This window comes from Yinghuangia aomiensis (assembly GCF_039542225.1).
Taxonomy (GTDB): domain Bacteria; phylum Actinomycetota; class Actinomycetes; order Streptomycetales; family Streptomycetaceae; genus Yinghuangia; species Yinghuangia aomiensis.
Genome location: NZ_BAABHS010000001.1, coordinates 359,488 through 376,950 on the forward strand (window position 1 = coordinate 359,488; position 17,463 = coordinate 376,950).

The 17,463-nt window shown below is 72.8% G+C and carries 16 protein-coding genes; 7 read left to right on the forward strand and 9 right to left on the reverse strand.

All coding sequences use genetic code 11. The features are described from left to right. The first annotated feature begins 114 nt into the window (after nt 1–114). Nucleotides 115–1,260 carry a steroid 3-ketoacyl-CoA thiolase gene (locus ABEA93_RS01535; RefSeq protein WP_345673364.1) on the forward strand — a complete coding sequence of 382 codons (1,146 nt, stop codon included), beginning with the start codon at nt 115–117 and terminating at the stop codon, nt 1,258–1,260. 98 nt (nt 1,261–1,358) lie between these two features. Here the strand turns inward: ABEA93_RS01535 and ABEA93_RS01540 are convergent, their stop codons facing one another. Beyond that, the gene (locus tag ABEA93_RS01540) at nt 1,359–2,414 is read right to left on the reverse strand and encodes an MBL fold metallo-hydrolase (protein ID WP_345673365.1); all 1,056 of its coding nucleotides are present in this window, start codon (nt 2,412–2,414) and stop codon (nt 1,359–1,361) included. A 313-nt stretch (nt 2,415–2,727) separates the two neighbouring features. On the opposite strand from ABEA93_RS01540, the gene ABEA93_RS01545 reads away from it, so the two are divergent. Beyond that, nucleotides 2,728–4,179 (forward strand): aldehyde dehydrogenase, encoded by a 1,452-nt coding sequence (locus tag ABEA93_RS01545; protein WP_345673366.1) that lies wholly within the window; start codon nt 2,728–2,730, stop codon nt 4,177–4,179. Between the two features lie 95 nt (nt 4,180–4,274). After that, nucleotides 4,275–4,508: a ferredoxin gene (locus tag ABEA93_RS01550; RefSeq protein WP_345673367.1), complete on the forward strand. Its 234-nt coding sequence runs from the start codon at nt 4,275–4,277 to the stop codon at nt 4,506–4,508. 142 nt (nt 4,509–4,650) lie between these two features. Here the strand turns inward: ABEA93_RS01550 and ABEA93_RS01555 are convergent, their stop codons facing one another. Then, nucleotides 4,651–5,280 carry a TetR family transcriptional regulator gene (locus ABEA93_RS01555; protein WP_345673368.1) on the reverse strand — a complete coding sequence of 210 codons (630 nt, stop codon included), beginning with the start codon at nt 5,278–5,280 and terminating at the stop codon, nt 4,651–4,653. Nucleotides 5,281–5,471: 191 nt separating this feature from the next. On the opposite strand from ABEA93_RS01555, the gene ABEA93_RS01560 reads away from it, so the two are divergent. From ABEA93_RS01560 to ABEA93_RS01570, 3 genes are all read left to right on the forward strand, one after another. Further along, complete coding sequence (locus tag ABEA93_RS01560) at nt 5,472–6,887, forward strand: glycosyltransferase family 4 protein (protein WP_345673369.1); 1,416 nt, start codon at nt 5,472–5,474, stop codon at nt 6,885–6,887. Nucleotides 6,888–7,027: 140 nt separating this feature from the next. Continuing rightward, nucleotides 7,028–7,762, forward strand: coding sequence for a class I SAM-dependent methyltransferase (locus ABEA93_RS01565; RefSeq protein WP_345673370.1), 735 nt, complete (start codon nt 7,028–7,030; stop codon nt 7,760–7,762). Next, nucleotides 7,759–8,892, forward strand: coding sequence for a prenyltransferase/squalene oxidase repeat-containing protein (locus ABEA93_RS01570; RefSeq protein WP_345673371.1), 1,134 nt, complete (start codon nt 7,759–7,761; stop codon nt 8,890–8,892). The genes ABEA93_RS01565 and ABEA93_RS01570 overlap by 4 nt, the downstream gene beginning before the upstream one ends. 70 nt (nt 8,893–8,962) lie before the next feature. Here the strand turns inward: ABEA93_RS01570 and ABEA93_RS01575 are convergent, their stop codons facing one another. Continuing rightward, nucleotides 8,963–9,445: a hypothetical protein gene (locus ABEA93_RS01575; RefSeq protein WP_345673372.1), complete on the reverse strand. Its 483-nt coding sequence runs from the start codon at nt 9,443–9,445 to the stop codon at nt 8,963–8,965. A gap of 176 nt (nt 9,446–9,621) precedes the next feature. Between ABEA93_RS01575 and ABEA93_RS01580 the strand changes: the two genes are divergently transcribed. Then, the gene (locus tag ABEA93_RS01580) at nt 9,622–10,413 is read left to right on the forward strand and encodes a maleylpyruvate isomerase family mycothiol-dependent enzyme (RefSeq protein ID WP_345673373.1); all 792 of its coding nucleotides are present in this window, start codon (nt 9,622–9,624) and stop codon (nt 10,411–10,413) included. Between the two features lie 82 nt (nt 10,414–10,495). On the opposite strand, the gene ABEA93_RS01585 is transcribed toward ABEA93_RS01580, so the two are convergent. The 6 genes from ABEA93_RS01585 to ABEA93_RS01610 form a co-directional block, all read right to left on the reverse strand. Continuing rightward, a complete protein-coding gene (locus ABEA93_RS01585) occupies nt 10,496–11,512 on the reverse strand; it encodes an LLM class F420-dependent oxidoreductase (protein WP_345673374.1) in 1,017 nt (338 codons plus the stop codon). Between the two features lie 193 nt (nt 11,513–11,705). After that, a complete protein-coding gene (locus tag ABEA93_RS01590) occupies nt 11,706–12,485 on the reverse strand; it encodes a hypothetical protein (RefSeq protein WP_345673375.1) in 780 nt (259 codons plus the stop codon). Nucleotides 12,486–12,722: 237 nt separating this feature from the next. After that, nucleotides 12,723–13,694, reverse strand: coding sequence for a hypothetical protein (locus tag ABEA93_RS01595; protein ID WP_345673376.1), 972 nt, complete (start codon nt 13,692–13,694; stop codon nt 12,723–12,725). Nucleotides 13,695–13,803: 109 nt separating this feature from the next. Further along, on the reverse strand, nt 13,804–14,895 hold the full coding sequence (locus ABEA93_RS01600; protein WP_345673377.1) for an N-acetylmuramoyl-L-alanine amidase: 1,092 nt from the start codon (nt 14,893–14,895) through the stop codon (nt 13,804–13,806). Further along, the gene (locus tag ABEA93_RS01605; protein WP_345673378.1) at nt 14,885–16,075 is read right to left on the reverse strand and encodes a hypothetical protein; all 1,191 of its coding nucleotides are present in this window, start codon (nt 16,073–16,075) and stop codon (nt 14,885–14,887) included. The genes ABEA93_RS01600 and ABEA93_RS01605 overlap by 11 nt, the downstream gene beginning before the upstream one ends. Nucleotides 16,076–16,723: 648 nt before the next feature. After that, entirely contained in the window at nt 16,724–17,374 is a 651-nt protein-coding gene (locus ABEA93_RS01610; RefSeq protein ID WP_345673379.1) for a class I SAM-dependent methyltransferase, read from the reverse strand. Between the last annotated feature and the right edge of the window lie 89 nt (nt 17,375–17,463).

Genomic DNA, 17,463 nt, shown 5'->3' on the forward strand with positions numbered 1-17,463 from the left:
GGGGAAATGCCGGATTTGCTGCGGTTCGTACGTGACGGTTCGGAGGTTGTCAACCTCTTGTCGGGCTCCACCGGGCGGGGTTAGAAACCCCTCACGGAAGAAAGGAGCCGAACCATGGCTGAACCCGTCATCGTCGAGGCGGTGCGCACTCCCGTCGGCAAGCGCGGCGGCGCGCTGTCGGCCCTGCACCCCACCGAGCTGCTCGGCCAGACCTTCCGCGAGCTGCTGGCCCGCTCCGGCGCCCAGGACGACATCGTCGAGCAGGTCGTCGGCGGCTGCGTCACGCAGGCCGGCGAGCAGAGCACCAACGTGACCCGGAACGCATGGCTGGCCGCCGGGCTGCCGTACGACACCGCGTCCACCACCGTCGACGCGCAGTGCGGCTCCGGGCAGCAGGCCGCGCACCTGCTCGCCGGGCTGATCGCGGGCGGCGTCCTGGACGTCGGCATCTCGTGCGGCGTCGAGTCGATGAGCCGGGTGCCGCTCGGCACGTCGTCGGCGGCCGGCGACGGCAGCCCGTACCCGGCGACGTGGGACATCGACCTGCCGAGCCAGTACGAGGCCGCGGAGCGCATCGCCCGCAAGTACGGCATCTCGCGCGAGGCCGCCGACGGCCTCGGCCTGCTGTCCCAGGAGCGTGCCCGCCAGGCGTGGAACAACCACCGCTTCAAGCACGAGACGTTCGGCGTCAAGGTGCCCGCCGGCGACGACGCGTGGCACCTGATCGAGGAGGACGAGGGCGTCCGCGACACGTCCTACGAGGCGCTCGCCGCGCTCCGGCCGATCCTCCCCGGCGGCATCCACACCGCCGGGACCGCGTCGCAGGTGTCCGACGGCGCGGCCGCGATCCTGTGGGCGTCGAAGAAGTCCGCCGTCGCGCTGGGCATGCGGCCGCGCGCCCGGATCGTCGCGCAGGCGCTGGTCGGCTCGGACCCGTCGCTCAACCTGGACGGCTCGATCGCGGCGACCCGGGCGGTGCTCGGGCGTGCCGGGATGAGCCTGGACGACATCGACGTGGTCGAGGTGAACGAGGCGTTCGCTTCGGTGGTGCTGGCGTGGACCCGCACGTTCGCCGCGGACATGTCGAAGGTCAACGTCAACGGCGGGTCGATCGCGCTCGGCCACCCGGTGGGCGCCACCGGCGCCCGGCTGATCACCTCGGCGCTGTCCGAATTGGAGCGCACCGACAAGGAGTTCGCCCTGATCGCGATGTGCGGCGGGGGCGGCCAGGCGTCGGGGACGATCATCCAGCGGCTCTAGGGTGGTCGCCGGACGGGGCCGACGGAACGGAGCACGCAGCTGAACGGCGGTTCGGACACGGGCACCCCGGGGGCGGGGTGCCCGTGTCCGTTGGGCTCTCAGGCCGCCGCGTAGCGGACCGGGTCGTCCGCGTTGGCCGCGCCCGCCTGGCCGCGCTTGACCAGGTGGCGCAGGTGCGCGGCGGCTTCGCTCAGCGCGATCTGCCGGTTGTGCACGCTCAGTTGCTCCCACGGCCGGTTCCAGTCCATGCCGACCGCGATCTCCCACAGGGTGAGCGGGGCGGCGACCAGCCGGGCGTGCAGCGTGGCGAGGCGCGTCTCGTGGAACGCCTTGATCTCGTCGACGCGGGCCGCGGCGTCGGCGAACCCGTGCTTGTGCGCGGGCAGGACGCCGGTGATCGGCATGGCCGCGACGCGCGACAGCGAGGCGAGGAAGTCGCCGAGCGGGTCGGCTTCCTCGGTGTCCTCGTAGAGGCCGATGTGCGGGGTGATGCCGGGCAGCAGGTGGTCGCCGGACAGCAGGCGGCCCGCGCGGGTGCCGATCTCCTCTTCGAGGTGCAGGCACACGTGGCCGGGGGTGTGGCCCGGCGTCCAGACGATGCGCACGTCGCGCCCGGCGACGTCGGCGAGTTCGCCGTGCACCAGGTTCCGGTCCGGGGTCGCCAGGGTGAAGCGCGGCTTGACGACCGACGAGGGGGAGCGCGAGCCGACCAGCTCGTCGACCGCGTCCTGCGGCGCTCCGGCGGCCTGCAGCACGGCGACGTGGTGGTCGATCCACCGGTTCCGCGGCGCGGTGTTGATGAGGTTGACGTGTGCCGCGTCGGCCTCGTGCATCGCGACCCAGGCGCCGGACGCCTCGACGACCTTGTAGGTCAGGCCGTGGTGGTCGGGGTGGTTGTGCGTCGCGATGACGCCGTGCACGTCGGCGAGCGAGGTGCCGAGCGAGGCGAGCCCGGAGGTGAGCGCGGTCAGCGAGGCCGGGTCGTCCCAGCCGGCGTCGACGAGCACCGGGCCGTTGGCGCTCTCCAGGACGTAGACCAGGGTGTAGCCGAGCGGGTTGTCCGGGATCGGGACGGGGATCGTCCATACGCCCCCGCCGAGGTCGGTCGCCACACCTTCCGGGGTTGACGTCTTGTCAGGTTCCGTTGCCGTCATGGTGGTCCTCCCCGGATCGGTGCGCGCGCAGGTCGCGCCCTGGTGCTGTCGGGCCGGTCTCGCACGTGTCATTCGGCGATGACGGGCTCCTTCGCCACCATAGAGCACCGTCTCGGCAATATAATTGACTTGGTCTAGCAGTTTGCCGCGCGATCCGCCACTCGCGTTTCTTGGGACTCCGGGTGAGACTCCAGTCTCATTCGGGCCGGGATTCCGTTGTTCCCCGGCAGCTCAACTGATATCTGTTCTACAGATCGGCACGATCGCGCGGCGCCGGACTCGCCGCGGGAGAGACAGCCACCGAGGAGGACCAGTGACGGACGTCCTGGAGTACGGCCAACTGTTCATCGACGGGCGCCTCGTCGACCCGGCGGGGTCGGACGTGATCGAGGTCGTCTCGCCGCACACCGAGCAGGTCATCGGGCGCGTCCCGCACGCCGCCAAGGCCGACGTCGACGCGGCCGTCGCCGCCGCGCGCCGCGCCTTCGACCACGGCCCCTGGCCGCGCATGGCGCTCGAGGAGCGCCTGGAGATCGTCGGCCGCATCAAGGACGCGTTCATGACGCGCTACGACGAGATCGCGCGGCTGATCAGCTCCGAGAACGGCTCGCCGTACTCGTGGAGCATCTTCGCCCAGTCGATGGGCGCCGGCATGCTCTACGACTCGGCCATCAACGCGGCCCGGAACTTCGCCTTCGAGGAGCGCCGCGCGGGCGTCCTCAACCCGCTGGTGATCCGCCGCGAGCCGGTCGGCGTGGTGGCGGCCGTCGTGCCGTGGAACGTGCCGCAGTTCGTCACCGCGGCCAAGCTCGGCCCGGCGTTCGCCGCGGGCTGCACGGTGGTCCTCAAGCCGTCCCCGGAAACCCCGCTGGACGCCTACATCCTCGCCGAGATCTGCCAGGAGGCCGGCCTCCCGGACGGCGTCCTCAACATCGTCCCGGCGGACCGCGAGGTCAGCGAATACCTGGTCGGACACCCGGACATCGACAAGGTCGCGTTCACCGGCTCGGTCAACGCCGGCAAGCGCATCATGGAGGTCGCGGCCCGCAACCTCACCCGGGTGACCCTCGAACTCGGCGGCAAGTCCGCGGCGATCATCCTGCCGGACGCCGACCTGGAGCACACCGTCGCGGGCCTGATGCCCAACGCGTTCATGAACAACGGCCAGGCGTGCGTGTCGCAGACCCGCATCCTGGTGCCGGAGTCCCGGTACGGCGAGATCTCCGAGCGCCTCGCCGCGTGGGTGTCCGAACTCGTGGTCGGCGACCCGCTCGACCCCGCCACCCAGGTCGGCCCGCTGGTCGCCGACCGGCAGCGGCAGCGCTCCCTCGACTACATCCGCATCGGCCAGGAGGAAGGCGCGAAGGTCCTGGTCGGCGGCGGCCGTCCGGAATCGCAGCCGACCGGCTGGTACGTCGAGCCGACGCTGTTCGGCGGCGTCGACAACTCGATGCGGGTCGCCCGCGAGGAGATCTTCGGCCCGGTCGTGTGCCTGATCCCCTACGGCGACGAGGCGGACGCGGTGAAGATCGCCAACGACTCGGAGTACGGGCTGTCCGGCAGCGTCTGGACCGAGGACGTCGAACGCGGCCTCGGCATCGCCCGGCAGGTGCGCACCGGCACCTACTCGGTGAACACTTACGGCGTCGACTTCAACGGCCCCTTCGGCGGGTTCAAGAACTCCGGCATCGGCCGCGAGTTCGGCCCGGAAGGCCTGGCCGCGTACGTCGAGCACAAGTCGATCGCGCTGCCCAAGGAAAGCTGACGCGGACCGGCGGCGCGGCGCCCCGCAAGGCGGCGCCGCGCCCCGGCCGCACGGCAGGCGAGACCCGCACGGAACCACGAAAGGTGAAATCCCCCATGGCCGAGGGCAAGTGGCGCGTCGAGGTCGACCGGAGCGTATGCATCGGGTCGGGCATGTGCATCGGCAGCGCGCCGGACGACTTCACGCTGGACGCCGCACGGCAGTCGCATGCGCGCCTGGAGATCCTGGACGCCTCAGACGCGATCATGGAGGCGGCGGAGAGCTGCCCGGTCGAGGCGATCAGCATCGTGAACGCGGAGACGGGGGAGACGCTGTTCCCGCCGGAGTGACCGGAAGCGGAGCGGGCTGAGGCGGCACGCCGGCGCGGACCGGCGGCCGCGGCCCCGTCGCGTGGCCGCGCCGCCCCGCCTCCCCGCCGTGACCCCCAGTCGACACGTGTCACCACCCGGGTCCCGGCGGCGCGTCCGATGATCATGAAGTGCCGGCGTCGGCCTCGTCCTCCGGCTCCGGGACCAGCCGCGCGACCGTCTCGATGTCCAGCTTGACCTGCGCGATCGACGCGCGGCCGTTGAGCCACGAGATCAGCGACGAGTGCCAGGTGTGCGTGATGACCCGCACCACCGCGAGTTCCTCGGCGCTCGGCTCGGTGCTCGCGTCCTCGTGCATCGCCTCGAGGATCATCTGCGTGGTGATCCGGCCCACGCCGTCGACCTCGGCGGAGACCGAGCGGTCGGCGAACTGCATCGCGCGCATCATCGCCTCGGTCAGGTGCGGCTCGCGCTGCATGCCGCGGAACGCCCGCAGCAGCGTGTCCACGACGCGTTCGCGCGGCGGCAGGCCCTTGTTGGGCTTGCGCCGCAGCTGCCCGCCCAGCTGCTCGAGCTGGTCGTACATCGTGGCCACCAGCAGGTGCACCTTGGACGGGAAGTACCGGTAGAGCGTGCCGAGGGCCACCTCGGACATCTCGGCCACCTCGCGCATCTGCACGGCGTCGTAGCCGCCCTGCGCCGCGAGCCGCGTCGTGGCCCGCAGAATCCTGCGTCTCCGGGCCTCCTGGCGCTCGGTCAGCGGGGTCCCCGCGGCCTTCGTGTACGTCGTCATCTTCCGCCCGTCTGTCGTCGTCCTGGGCATGCCGGACACTGCTCTTCACCTGACTGCACTTCAGATACGGCCCCGCGGTGTGTTACGGGTCACCCGGGGGCCTGTGTGACCGGTGCCCGGCGGTATCTTGCAGTCTCCGACGGGCCAATCCGCGTTGAATACTGAAACTCGTTCTAGATTACGCGACTACTATGCTCCGCCAAGAGCGTCGAAGGGGGCCATTCGTGATACGGGAGACCGTGGAGCCCGCAGGACTCGCGGACCCCGGCGCGCCTTCCGCCGCGGACACCCCCGCGGAACGGCCGCTCCGAATCGCTCTTCTGGCGTACCGCGGCGACCCGTTCTGCGGCGGCCAGGGCGTGTACGTCCGGCACCTGTCGCGTGAACTGGCCAAGCTCGGCCACCATGTCGAGGTCATCACCGGCCCGCCCTACGCCGTCGTCGACGACGTGCCCGGCAACCCGGTCAAGCTCACCAAGCTGCCCAGCCTCGACCTCTACCGCGACCCCGACCCGTTCCGGCTGCCCAAGCCGCGGGAGTACCGCGACTGGATCGACGTCCTCGAAGTCGGCGGCATGCTCACCGCGGGCTTCCCCGAGCCGCTCACCTTCTCGCTCCGCGCCGCACGCCACCTCAAGGCCCGCCGCCACGAGTTCGACGTCGTGCACGACAACCAGACCCTCGGCTACGGCCAGCTCGCGCTGCCCCGCCTGGGCTTCCCGCTGGTCACCACGATCCACCACCCGATCACCGTGGACCGCGGCCTGGAACTCGCCGAGGCCGCCACGCTGCGCCGTAAGATCACGCTGCGCCGCTGGTACGGCTTCACGACCATGCAGAAGCGCGTCTCGGTGCGCCTGCCCGAGGTCGTCACCGTCTCCGGCTCGTCGAAGACCGAGATCGTCGAACACCTCGGCGTCGCACCCGACCGGATCCACGTGATCCACGTCGGCGCGGACACCGACCTGTTCTCGCCGAGCGACGCCGTGGCCAAGGTGCCCGGCCGCATCGTCACCACGGCCAGCGCCGACGTCCCGCTGAAGGGCCTCATCTACTTGGTGGAGGCCCTCGCCAAGCTGCGCACCGAGCGCGACGCCGAACTCGTCGTGGTCGGCAGGCCCAAGGCCGACGGCCCGGTCCTCAAAGCGATCGAACGGCTGGGCCTGACCGCCTCGGTGCGGTTCGTCAGCGACATCAGCGACGCCGAACTCGTCGACCTGATCCGCAGCGCCGAGGTCGCGTGCGTGCCGTCGCTGTACGAAGGCTTCTCGCTGCCCGCCGCCGAAGCCATGAGCTGCGGCACCGCCCTGGTCGCGAGCACCGGCGGGGCGATACCCGAGGTCGCCGGACCGGACGGGGAGACCTGCCTGGCGGTGCCGCCGGGCGATGCCGAAGCCCTGCGCAAGGCCATCGGCCGAGTGCTCGACGAGCCCGAACTGCGCGCCCGGCTCGGCCGCAACGGCCGGGCCCGGGTGCTGGAGCGCTTCACCTGGCGCAACGCGGCGGTCCGCACCGCCGAGCGGTACCGCGCCGCCGTCGACGCGGCCGCGACCGGTGCGGCGAAGGCGGCCGCCCCGCGGGTCGCGGGGCCGAGAAAGCCCGCCTGACCCGGAGCCCGGCGGCGCGAAGCCGCTCCGGCGCATCGGCCTACCCTGATCCCGACGGCCCGCCCGGACCCCGATCCGCTGTTATTCCGCAGTACCCGGCACCACAGACGCAGTACCGCACAGGAGACGGAGCCGCCGACTTGCTCACCGTGGATTTCTCACGCTTCCCGCTGGCGCCGGGAGACCGGGTCCTCGACCTGGGCGCCGGCGGCGGCCGTCACTCGTTCGAAGCGTTCCGGCGCGGTGCCGACGTGGTCGCGCTGGACCGCAACGAGAAGGACGTCCGCGAGGTCAACGCGCTGTTCGCGGCCATGGCCGAGGCCGGCGAGGCCCCGGAGACAGCGTCCGCGGTCGCGGTGACCGGCGACGCCCTCGCGCTGCCGTTCCCGGACGCCAGCTTCGACAAGGTCATCATCTCCGAGGTGCTCGAGCACATCCCCGACGACAAAGGGGTGCTGGCGGAGATCCACCGGGTGCTCAAGCCGGGCGGGCTGGCCGCGATGACCGTGCCGCGGTACGGGCCGGAGAAGGTGTGCTGGGCGCTGTCCGACGCGTACCACGAGGTCGAGGGCGGGCACATCCGCATCTACCGCGGGCACGAACTCGTGGAGCGCATCGAGGCCGCCGGATTCGAGCCCTACGGGCAGCACTTCACGCACGCGCTGCACTCGCCGTACTGGTGGATCAAGTGCGCGGTGGGCGTCGACAACGACAAGGCGCTGCCGGTGCGCGCGTACCACAAGCTGCTGGTGTGGGACATCATGAAGGCGCCCAAGGCCACCCGCTGGGCCGAGAAGGCGCTGAACCCGCTGATCGGCAAGAGCCTCGTCGTGTACGCGGTCAAGCCGCGCTCCGTCGTCGGAGCGGCGGCATGACGCGCCGCGGGGCCCACGGGGGCGCGGGTCGGGAGTCGCTCGAACTCCTGGCTCTGGACGGGGTCCTGGACGTCGGTCAGATCGCCCGGACGATCGACGGGATCGCCGCGGTCCAGCGGCCGGACGGGTCGATCCCGTGGTTCGTCGGCGGCCACCTGGATCCGTGGGACCACACCGAGGCGGCCATGGCGCTCGACCTCGCGGGCCGTCACGACCTGGCCGAACGGGCTTACCGCTGGCTGGCGTCGCGGCAGAACCCGGACGGTTCCTGGTACGCCGCGTACACCGACGGCGTGGTCACCGACCACAACAAGGAAGCGAACTTCACCGCCTACCTCGCGGTCGGCCTGTGGCACCACCATCTCCTCACCGGCGACGAGGAGTTCCTCGTCCGCATGTGGCCGCACCTGAAGTCGGCGACGCAGTTCATCCTCGACCTTCAGGCGCCCGGCGGCGAGATCCGGTGGAAGCGCGAGGCCGACGGCACCGCGGTGAACGACGCGCTGCTGACCGGCTCGGCGAGCATGTACCAGGCGCTGCGCTGCGCGCTGGCGGTCGCCGACCACCTCGGGGAGCCGCAGCCGGACTGGGAGTTGGCCACCGGGCGCCTCGGCCACGCGGTCGTCGCGCACCCGGAGCGGTTCCTCGACAAGAACCGCTACTCGATGGACTGGTACTACCCGATCCTGGGCACCGCGCTGCGCGGGCCCGCCGCGGAGGCGCGCATCGCCGAGCACTGGGACACCTTCGTGGTGCCCGGCCTGGGTGCCCGGTGCGTCTCGGACCGGCCGTGGGTGACCGGTGCGGAGAGCTGCGAACTCGCCATCGCCCTGTGGGCGTTGGGGCAGAGCGACCGCGCGGTCGAGATCGTGTCGTGGGTCCAGCGCCTGCGTCACGACGACGGCCTGTACTGGACCGGGTACGTCTTCGAGGACGACGCGATATGGCCGGAGGAGCGCACGGCGTGGACCGCCGGGGCGATGATCCTGGCGACCGCGGTGCTCGGCGGCGAGCCGGCGACCACCACGGTGTTCGGGGGCGAGCCGGGCTACGCGGAGACCGGCCTGCCGATCGGTCTTGCGCCGGAAGAGGTGCGCTGCGACTCGGAGTTGTGCGTGGAGCGCGGCTGACGGCCGCCGCTTCCGCATGCGCCGTGCCCCGCGGGCGGCTGTCCTCTCGGGGCAGCCGCCCGCAGGCGTTTCAGCACTGGTCGTTGCGCCACTTTCCGGCGTCGAGGACCCACTTGTCGTCGATGCTGCGCGGGGTGCCGTCGACGATCACGACGTAGCCCGTGTCGCCGGAGTCCGGTCCGGCGTGCACGGTGAACGACGTCGGGGTGAGGCGGGACAGCTTCCCGCCGCTCTTGGCGGCGTTGTCCGCGACCTTGGCGGCGAAGTCCGGGGCCGGGAGCGCGGCCTGGCAGCGGGGCGACAGCATCGCGTAGGCGGTGTCGGCCCGGCCTTCCCAGAAGGCGGTGCGGAACGTCTTGGCGGCGTCGAGGAGGGCACCGGCGGCCGGGTCGTCGGCGGCGGCGTCCTGCGCGTCGGCGGAGCCGCCGGAGTCGGACGAGCAGCCTGCCAGCACGGCGGCCGCGGAGAGGGCGGCGACAGCGAGGGCGGGGACGGCGGGCGCGGTGGCCGTGCCACCGCGGCCGGATCTGGAACGCGGAGTCCGGACGGTCATGGCGGTCCTTTCGCGGGGTGGGAACGGGGGGTTTCCCAAGACGCCCGAAGGCGTCCAAGACGGAGGAATGGGATCGTAGGGGGCACTCGATCTGACGTTGCGTCAGGGGTCGGTTTCGGGGGCGGCGCGCGCTACGGTGGCCCTGCCAGCCGACTCGTCAGGAACGGGGAGTGACCGTGGCCGACCTGCAATATGCGTGGGATCACGCGACGTACTGCGGTTTGTTCGTGGCTCAGGCCGAGCGGCTCGCCGAGGTCGCCGCCGCCGCGGACCCCGGGACGCCGGTGCCGAGCTGCCCGGGGTGGACACTCGCGAAGCTCGTCAAGCACGTCGGGATCGCACACGCATGGGCGGCGGCCAACACACGCCAGGGCTCGGCCGGCGGCCCGGTGAACCCCAAGTCGCTCGACCTCGGCCTGCCCGACGACCCGGAGGGGCTCCCCGCCTGGCTGTCCGAGGGAGCCGAACGCTCCGCGCGGACCATCTGGGAGGCCGGGCCCGACGCGGACGCCTGGACGTTCGGCCCCCTCCCGCACGCGCGCTTCTGGGCCCGCCGGATGCTGCACGAGACGCTGATGCACCGGGTGGACGCCGAACTCGCGCTCGGCATCGAGCCGGACGTCAGCGCGGAAGCCGCCGTGGACGGCATCGACGAGCTGCTCACGATCCTGCCCGGCGGGCAGTCCGGCCGCCCGGACGCGGAAAAGCCGCACGGCCAGGGCGAGACGCTGCACATCCACACGTCGGGCGGCGTGCGGGGCGAGTGGACGGTCACGCTGACCCCCGAGGGCTACACGTGGGAGCGCGGGCACGCCAAGGGCGACGCGGCGCTGCGGGGCGACGGGTTCGCGGTGCTGGAGGCGCTGTACCGGCGGGTGCCGCTGGACCGGGCGGTCGCGGAACGCGGCGTCGAGGTGCTCGGGGACCGTGCGGTGCTGGAAGGCTGGCTGGCGCGCAGCGCGTTCTGAGGCCCCGAAGGGTCCGCACGGTGGGAAGAACGGCGCAGGCCCCGGGTCGTACGCGACGCCGGGGCCTGCGGAGTCGTGCCGCTTAGCCGTTCGCCAGGTCGGCGAGGAGCTTGAGCGCGGTGAGGTCGCGCGTGGTGACGATCATGTCGGTGACGTGCTCGTCGGCCGCCCACGCGGCGTAGCGCTCGCGGATCCGGTCGGCGGGGCCGACCAGGGCGATCTCGTCGACGAACGCGCTCGGCACCGCCGCGATGGCCTCGTCGCGCTTGCCCTCGAAGAACAGCTCCTGGATGCGGTCGGCCTCCTCGGCGTAGCCGAAGCGGCGCATCAGGTCGGCGTGGAAGTTCTTGGTCTTCGCGCCCATGCCGCCCACGTAGAAGCCCATGGCGGCCTTGATCGGGAACATGGCCTGCTCGACGTCGTCGGCGAGGACGACCTGCACCATCGGCGCGATGCGGAAGCCCTCGGGCTTGTCGCGCAGCGAGTCGGCGTAGACGCCGTGGTTGTAGGGCGACCAGTGCAGCGGCAGCCAGCCGTCGGCGATCTGCGTGGTGAGGTGGACGTTCTTCGGGCCTTCGGCGCCGAGGAACACCGGCAGGTCGGCGCGCAGCGGGTGGGTGATGGGCTTGAGCGGCTTGCCGAGGCCGCTGCCGTCCTCGCCGCGGTACGGGTGCTGCGCGTAGCGGCCGTCGAGGGCGACGGGGCCTTCGCGGCGCAGGACCTGCCGGATCACGTCGACGTACTCGCGCGTGAAGGTCAGCGGGCTCTTCGGGAACGGCCGCCCGTACCAGCCCTCGACGACCTGCGGGCCGGACAGGCCGAGGCCGAGGATCACCCGGCCGCCGGAGAGGTGGTCGAGGGTGAGCGCGTGCATCGCGGTCGCGGTGGGGGTGCGCGCGGTCATCTGCGTGACCGCGGTGCCCAGCGAGATGCGCGAGGTGTTCGCGGCGATCCAGGTGAGCGGGGTGAACGCGTCGGAGCCCCAGGATTCCGCGGTCCACACGGAATCGAAGCCGAGGCGCTCGGCTTCCTGGGCGAGTTCGACGAAGCCCGCCGAGGGGCCGCGGCCCCAGTAACCGAACGTCAGACCGAGCCGCATCGCGTATCTCCTCTGGCCGGGGGACTGCCCCTGCCGGGGCGTCGGGTTCCGCCTGGCACTGTAGAACACGTTTTACTTCGGGGGCCACGGGGGTCGTCCGACCGCGGGTCGGGGCGTCTTCCGGGAGTATCCGGAACGCGCGAAGGCGCCCGCCGGAAACCGGCGGGCGCCTTCGGCACGGGGCCGTGGTGCGTCAGGACTTCTGGATGCCCTGGACGTTCCACAGCACGCCGCGCACGCCGTCGACCTCCACGAGGAGGCCCTGGCCGTGCTGCGCCACCGCGAGGTACCAGACGCCCGGGTTGAGCGAACCGGTCGGCGCGTTGGTGTTCGCGTCGACCAGCTGGCGCTGCTCCGGCACCGAGAACCAGTACGGCTGGAACGCGTCGGTACCCGCCGGAGCGGCCGCCGGGGCACCGCCGAACGCGGCACCCGGCTGCGACGACGGGGCGCCGTAGGCACCCGGCTGCGGGGCCGGGGCGCCGCCGTACGGGCCGGGCTGGCCGTACGCGCCGGCCGGAGCCGCCGCGCCGGCGCCCGGACCGCTCAGGCCCAGCGGAGCCTTGAGGGCCGGCACGAACTCGGTCGCCACCACGGTGCCGACCAGGATGAGCGTCGCGATCAGGACGAAGATGCCGCCGAAGGCCAGCTCGAGGCCGTCCTTGCCCGCGAAGGACCAGAGCAGGTTCAGCGGGGTCACGACGATGAGCGGGACCGCCCACTGGCGCAGCGTCAGGCCCAGCACGAGCGGGGACTGGGGCATCAGGTCGCTGAGCACGTACAGCGCCGCAGCGATGATCGGAATCACGACGACCGAGGACACCAGCGGGGCCAGGTCGCCCGACCAGGCGTTGAGCTTGTAGCCGCTCGCCTCGCCTTCGCCCTGGAAGTACGCGGCGAACGAGAATCCGAAGATCAGCAGGGCTGCGACGGCGACGATCGCATCGCCGCGCGTCAACTTCTTGATATCCACTAAGGGGTCTCCTCCCGAGGGGGGTGTGGGCGCCGCCTAGAGGTTCCGGGGGCGACCCGATTGCCGCGCCGACCGCGCCCCCGCGCGCCGCCGGTGCAGTTGGTGTTTGCGTGTGTGCTGAAGTGTTCCGGTCGGACACTGTGCCAGATCCGGCCGGAGCGCCGTGGCTTACCGGTCGGGGGGCGGCTCGGCAAGCCCGGATCCACAAGCAAAAGTTAGATTTCCGTTTGCCCTCCGTTACTCTCCGCGCTGGATTCCCGCGGTGTTCCACAGGACGCCGCGCGTTCCGTCCGCTTCGACGACGAGCCCGTCGCCCGCCGCCTCCACGGCCAGATACCACGTGCCCGGCACCAGGGTCGCCACCGGGGTCTTGTCGAGGCCGCCGACGGGCAGCAGCGGACGCGCCTCGGGCACGGCCAGCCAGAACTGCTCGAACTCGCCCGCCGGGGCGGAGGACGCCGCCGCGGGAGGTGCGGACGCCACGGCCGGAGCCGGGGCGGGGGCGGCGGCCGGCACGCCCGCCGCGGGGGTCACCGGCGGCGGCATGTGTGCGATCGGGGTGCCGGGCGGCACGGACTGCATGCCCGTGGGCGGCATTCCGGGCGGGGCCGGCTGCGGGTACATGCCGGTGCCGTAGTTCGGCTGCATCGGCACGTAGCCGGGCGGGTACTGCGGCGCCGCCACGAACAGCGGGTAGGACAGCGCCGGGACGCGGTCCATGATGAGCAGCAGGACCGCCATGAGCAGGGTGAACGGCAGGATGACGAACGCGCCGAAGCCGTGCTCGCTCTCGATCGACACCGACTTCAGCGCGTCGTCCGCGACGCCGAACGCGTTGCCGCCCAGCGACCACAGCGCCGCCCAGGCCGCGACCACGCCCATGGCGGTGGCCCACTGGCGGAGCGTCAGGCCGCCGACCGGACGGTGCTCGGCGTTCTGCATGTAGCGGTGCAGCACGAGCGCCACGAACGCGAGGAGCGGCAGCAGGATCACCACGGCCATCAACGGCCAGTGCGTCTGCGCCCAGGCGTTGAAGCTGTGCGAGTCGTCGCCGCCGGAATCCGAGTCCGACGAACTGCCGCCCGCGAAGTTGGTGCCGCGGGACGACGACTGCACGGCCTTGTAGTAAGGGGCGAACGAAAAGCCGAAGATCAGGGCCACGCAGAGGAAGACAAGGCCGTCTCCCCGTGTCAGGCCTTTCTGGTTCACGGATTCTCCTCGGGTCGCGGTGGGGACGTCGTGGGCGCGCGTGTTCTCGGAGCGGGGGAGCATACGGAACTTCGTGTGCGGTTGTCGGCGCGTGCGTGCGCCGCCGTGCTCAGCGGGCCGGTCCGGACCCCGTCGTGAGGTAGTCGCGGATCCCGTATGCGATGCCCTCCGCGGCCGATTGGCGCCACGTCGGGTCGGTCATCCGGCGCGCGTCGCCGGAGTTGCGCATGTTGCCGCATTCGATGAAGACCTTCGGCACCGTCGACAGGTTGAGCCCGCCGAGGTCCTTGCGTACGTCGATGCCCGCGGTGCCGATGTAGTTGGCGGGCTTGGTGGCGGTCGCCTTCGCGAACGCCTGGACGAGCGCGTCGCCGAGCGACCGCGACGGGACGAGGATCGGCCCGGTGTCCGTGGTCCCGGCGGTGATGGTGCCGGGCACGATGACGTGGAAGCCGGTGCCGCTCGCCGCGGCCCCGTCGCCGTGGATCGACACCACCGCGTCGGCGTGCGCCTCGTTGCCTATCCGCGCCCGCTCGTCCACGCACGGCCCCCAGGCGCGGTCGTCGTCCCAGGTGAAGACGACCTTCGCGCCGAGTTCGACGAGGACGGCTCGGGTGCGGTTGGCGACGTCGAGGGTGAACTGGGCCTCGGTGTAGCCCGCGTTCGTCTCGGTGCCGGTCTCGTCGCAGTTCTTGCGGAACCCGCCCGCGTCGACCTGGCGGCCGATCTCCGCGGTGTGCTTGGAGTTGCCCGGGTTGTGGCCGGGGTCGATCACCACGGTCTTGCCGGCCAGCGGTTTCCCGCCGGGGGCCGGGGTGCCGGGCGGGGTGGCCGGGGCCACGGGGACGGTCGCCGGGGTCTGCCCGGGGCTCGCCGCGGTGGCCGGGCCGTCCGAGACCGCGGCCGGGGGCGGGGCTTGCCCGCCCGTCGCGGCGGCGGACGCCGGGTCGGCCGGCGGCACGGTCGACCCGGCGACCACTTCCACACCTCCGTCGCCTTTCGACGGCCACTCCACGGCCAAGGCGGTGCCGCCGACCAGCGCGAGGACGCCGGCGACGACCAGCACGGCGGTCCGGGTGCGGCGGCGCTGCCCCGCGGCCTGCTCGTCGCGCCGTGCCTCGTACGGGTTCCCGGGAGAGGGCGGGTTCCGGTTGCGGGGACGGGGCGGGCTGTCGAAGCTTTCCCACGGATCAGATGGCAAGATCGGTCCTCGTCGGCAGTCCGTACCGCGCGGCGATGGGGTTCCACGCCTGCACGAACGCCTGCTTGGCGGTGGTCGCGCGGGCGCTGGCGGCGTCCGCGGCGGTCTTCTGCGACTGGCCGGCGCCGCAGCCGTTGTCGGCTTGCGCCTGCGCCCAACTCGCGTACTGCGCGTCGGCGGTCGCGGACTCCTGCCACGCGGTGCGCAATTGCGCGAGCGCGGTGGCGCCGTCCGGGATCGCGTCGGTCTTGAGCGCGTCCAGTTCGCGGAGCAGCGTATTGCGTGCGTCGGCCGCTTGGGAAAGCGCGGTCACCGCGGAGGCGAGTGACGAGCAGGAATCCGCGTTGCGGACGGCGTCGACGACGGACTGCCGGGAACTGCCGCTGCGCTCCAGCAGCCCGCTCACCGACGTGGCCTGCGCGGCCGGGTCGGCGGTGGGCGGCGCGCTGGTCGTGGCGCCGGTCGGGGTGAGGCTGTCGGAGGGCCGGGCGGGCTGCGTCGCGGGCGTCCCCGGGCCCGACGGGGTGCCCGGCTGCGGGGCGTTCGACGCGGTGTCGGCGACGGTGGCGCGGTCCTTGTCGTTCTGCCACGGGTGCAGGACGACGACGGTCACCGCGCCCGCGATGAGCACGACGGCGGCGGTGATGGCGACCAGCGTGCGGGTCATCCGGCCGTCGTCGCCGGGTGCCTGCGGCGGGGCGGGAGGTGCGGGCGCGGGCGGGATGGGCGCCCACGCGGGCTGCGGCGCGCCGTGCGGCGGGGTGAGCCCGGGGGTGCCGCGCGGCGGGGTGTGCACGGCGGCGTCGGCGAACGTCGCGCCGCGCGGCATCCGCGGCGGCTCCTGACTCCGCGCGAACCACCCCGGCGCGACCTGGTCGCCCTGCGGGTCCTGGCCGCCGACGTCACCGGGCACCGGCGGCGCGTACTGCCCGGTGAGGTGCACGTCGGGCGCCTGGCGAGGCCGCGGCGGCGGCCCGGCGGCGCGGGTATCCCGCGCGGGAGGGTCGGGATCGCCCGCGACGGGCCGACCGAAGGGGTCCCCGGCGGCGGGGTGTTGAGGGTCGGCCGCAGGCAACGCCTGCTGGGTGGCCTGGAGGTGCGGGGGCAGGGCGCCGGAGGCGGTACCGCCCGGGGCGGGCGGCTGCGGGGCGTCGGCGCTCGGCGGCCACGGGGCAGGCACGGGCGCTCCCGGTTGCCGCGTGTCGGAAAACGGCCTTTGCGGTTGCGGCGGGAGCCCCTGGGCGCCCGGCGGGAGCGCTCGAGCGCCGCCGCCGGGCGGCAGGGCGGAGGGGTTCGGCGTCGCGGGGTGCGCGAGTTGTGTTTCCTGTGCGTGCGGGGCTACGGGGCCCGGGCCGGATTGCCCGGGGACGGGCCCGCCCACCGGGGGCAGTTGCCGGGTTGGGTCACCTTGCGGGCCTTGCGGGCCTTGCGGGCCTTGCGGGACCGCACCGCCCGGCGGCGGCCATGCCGCGCGCGGCGGCGCGGCCGCCGGTCCGGGCTGCTGCGGGATCGCGTCGCGGGTCGGCTGTGCGTCCACCGCCGCGGCGGCGTCGCTCGACGGCGGCCACGCGTTGCCGGCCTGCGGGGGTGCCGCGGGGGCGCGGTCCGCTGCGTCCGGGGCGTCGTCCGGCCCGCGGCGGGGTATCCAGCGGCGGGTTGCCGGATCCCAGACCCGCTCGTGCTGCTCGCCCTCGGCCATGTCGGATCCCGTCACGTGCGAACCTCGTCGGGGCACATAGTTTCCCGCCTCGGACACGGCCGTGTCACGGGCTTAGTTGATGTTTGGCGGACTTCCCTCACCGCCCGGGCGCGCATTGTCGACGAAGAGTCAGATCCCGTCCCCGGTGCGCCGCAGCACGCGCAGCGACCCGTGGCCCGGCTGCTCGGTGAACGCCCCCGAAGCCAGCGCCCGCAAGTAGACCCGGTACGGCGCCTGGCCGCCTTCCTCCGGGTTCGGGAACACGTCGTGGATCACCAGCAGGCCGCCCTTGGCGACGTGCCCGGCCCACCCCTCGTAGTCCCCGTTCGCGTGCTCGTCGGTGTGCCCGCCGTCGATGAACACCATCCCGGCCGGCGTGTTCCACAGCGGGGCGACGGTGCGCGACTGTCCGACCAGCGCGACGACGTAGTCCTCCAGACCGGCCTTGAACAGCGTGCGGCGGAACGTCGGCAGCGTGTCCATCACGCCGACCTCCGGGTCGACGAGCGTCGGGTCGTGGTACTCCCAGCCCGGCTGCTGCTCTTCCGACCCGCGGTGGTGGTCCAGCGTCACGACCACCGTCCCGGCGTCCCGCGCCACCGCGGCGAGCAGGATCGTGGACCGCCCGCAGTAGGTGCCCAGCTCGACCAGCGGCCCGACCTTGGCCGCCTCGACGGCCGCCGCATACAGCGCCGCACCCTCGTCGGCGGGCATGAAGCCGACCGCCGAGTGGAAGGCGTCGAGCACGCGCGGATCGATCCCGCCGGCGTCCGTGGTCATGCGTCCCCTGCCCTGAGCCGTCCGTGCCCCGCCGACCGCGGGGCGTGTCGGCGCACATCCTGCCGCACCGCCGGGTCCGGTTGCCGTGT

Coding starts and splice junctions, on each gene's coding strand:
- ABEA93_RS01540 (WP_345673365.1), bottom strand. CDS start 2,414: ATGACGGCAACGGAACCTGACAAGACGTCAACCCCGGAAGGTGTGGCG.
- ABEA93_RS01560 (WP_345673369.1), top strand. CDS start 5,472: ATGCTCCGCCAAGAGCGTCGAAGGGGGCCATTCGTGATACGGGAGACC.
- ABEA93_RS01575 (WP_345673372.1), bottom strand. CDS start 9,445: ATGACCGTCCGGACTCCGCGTTCCAGATCCGGCCGCGGTGGCACGGCC.
- ABEA93_RS01550 (WP_345673367.1), top strand. CDS start 4,275: ATGGCCGAGGGCAAGTGGCGCGTCGAGGTCGACCGGAGCGTATGCATC.
- ABEA93_RS01610 (WP_345673379.1), bottom strand. CDS start 17,374: ATGACCACGGACGCCGGCGGGATCGATCCGCGCGTGCTCGACGCCTTC.
- ABEA93_RS01570 (WP_345673371.1), top strand. CDS start 7,759: ATGACGCGCCGCGGGGCCCACGGGGGCGCGGGTCGGGAGTCGCTCGAA.
- ABEA93_RS01555 (WP_345673368.1), bottom strand. CDS start 5,280: ATGACGACGTACACGAAGGCCGCGGGGACCCCGCTGACCGAGCGCCAG.
- ABEA93_RS01585 (WP_345673374.1), bottom strand. CDS start 11,512: ATGCGGCTCGGTCTGACGTTCGGTTACTGGGGCCGCGGCCCCTCGGCG.
- ABEA93_RS01535 (WP_345673364.1), top strand. CDS start 115: ATGGCTGAACCCGTCATCGTCGAGGCGGTGCGCACTCCCGTCGGCAAG.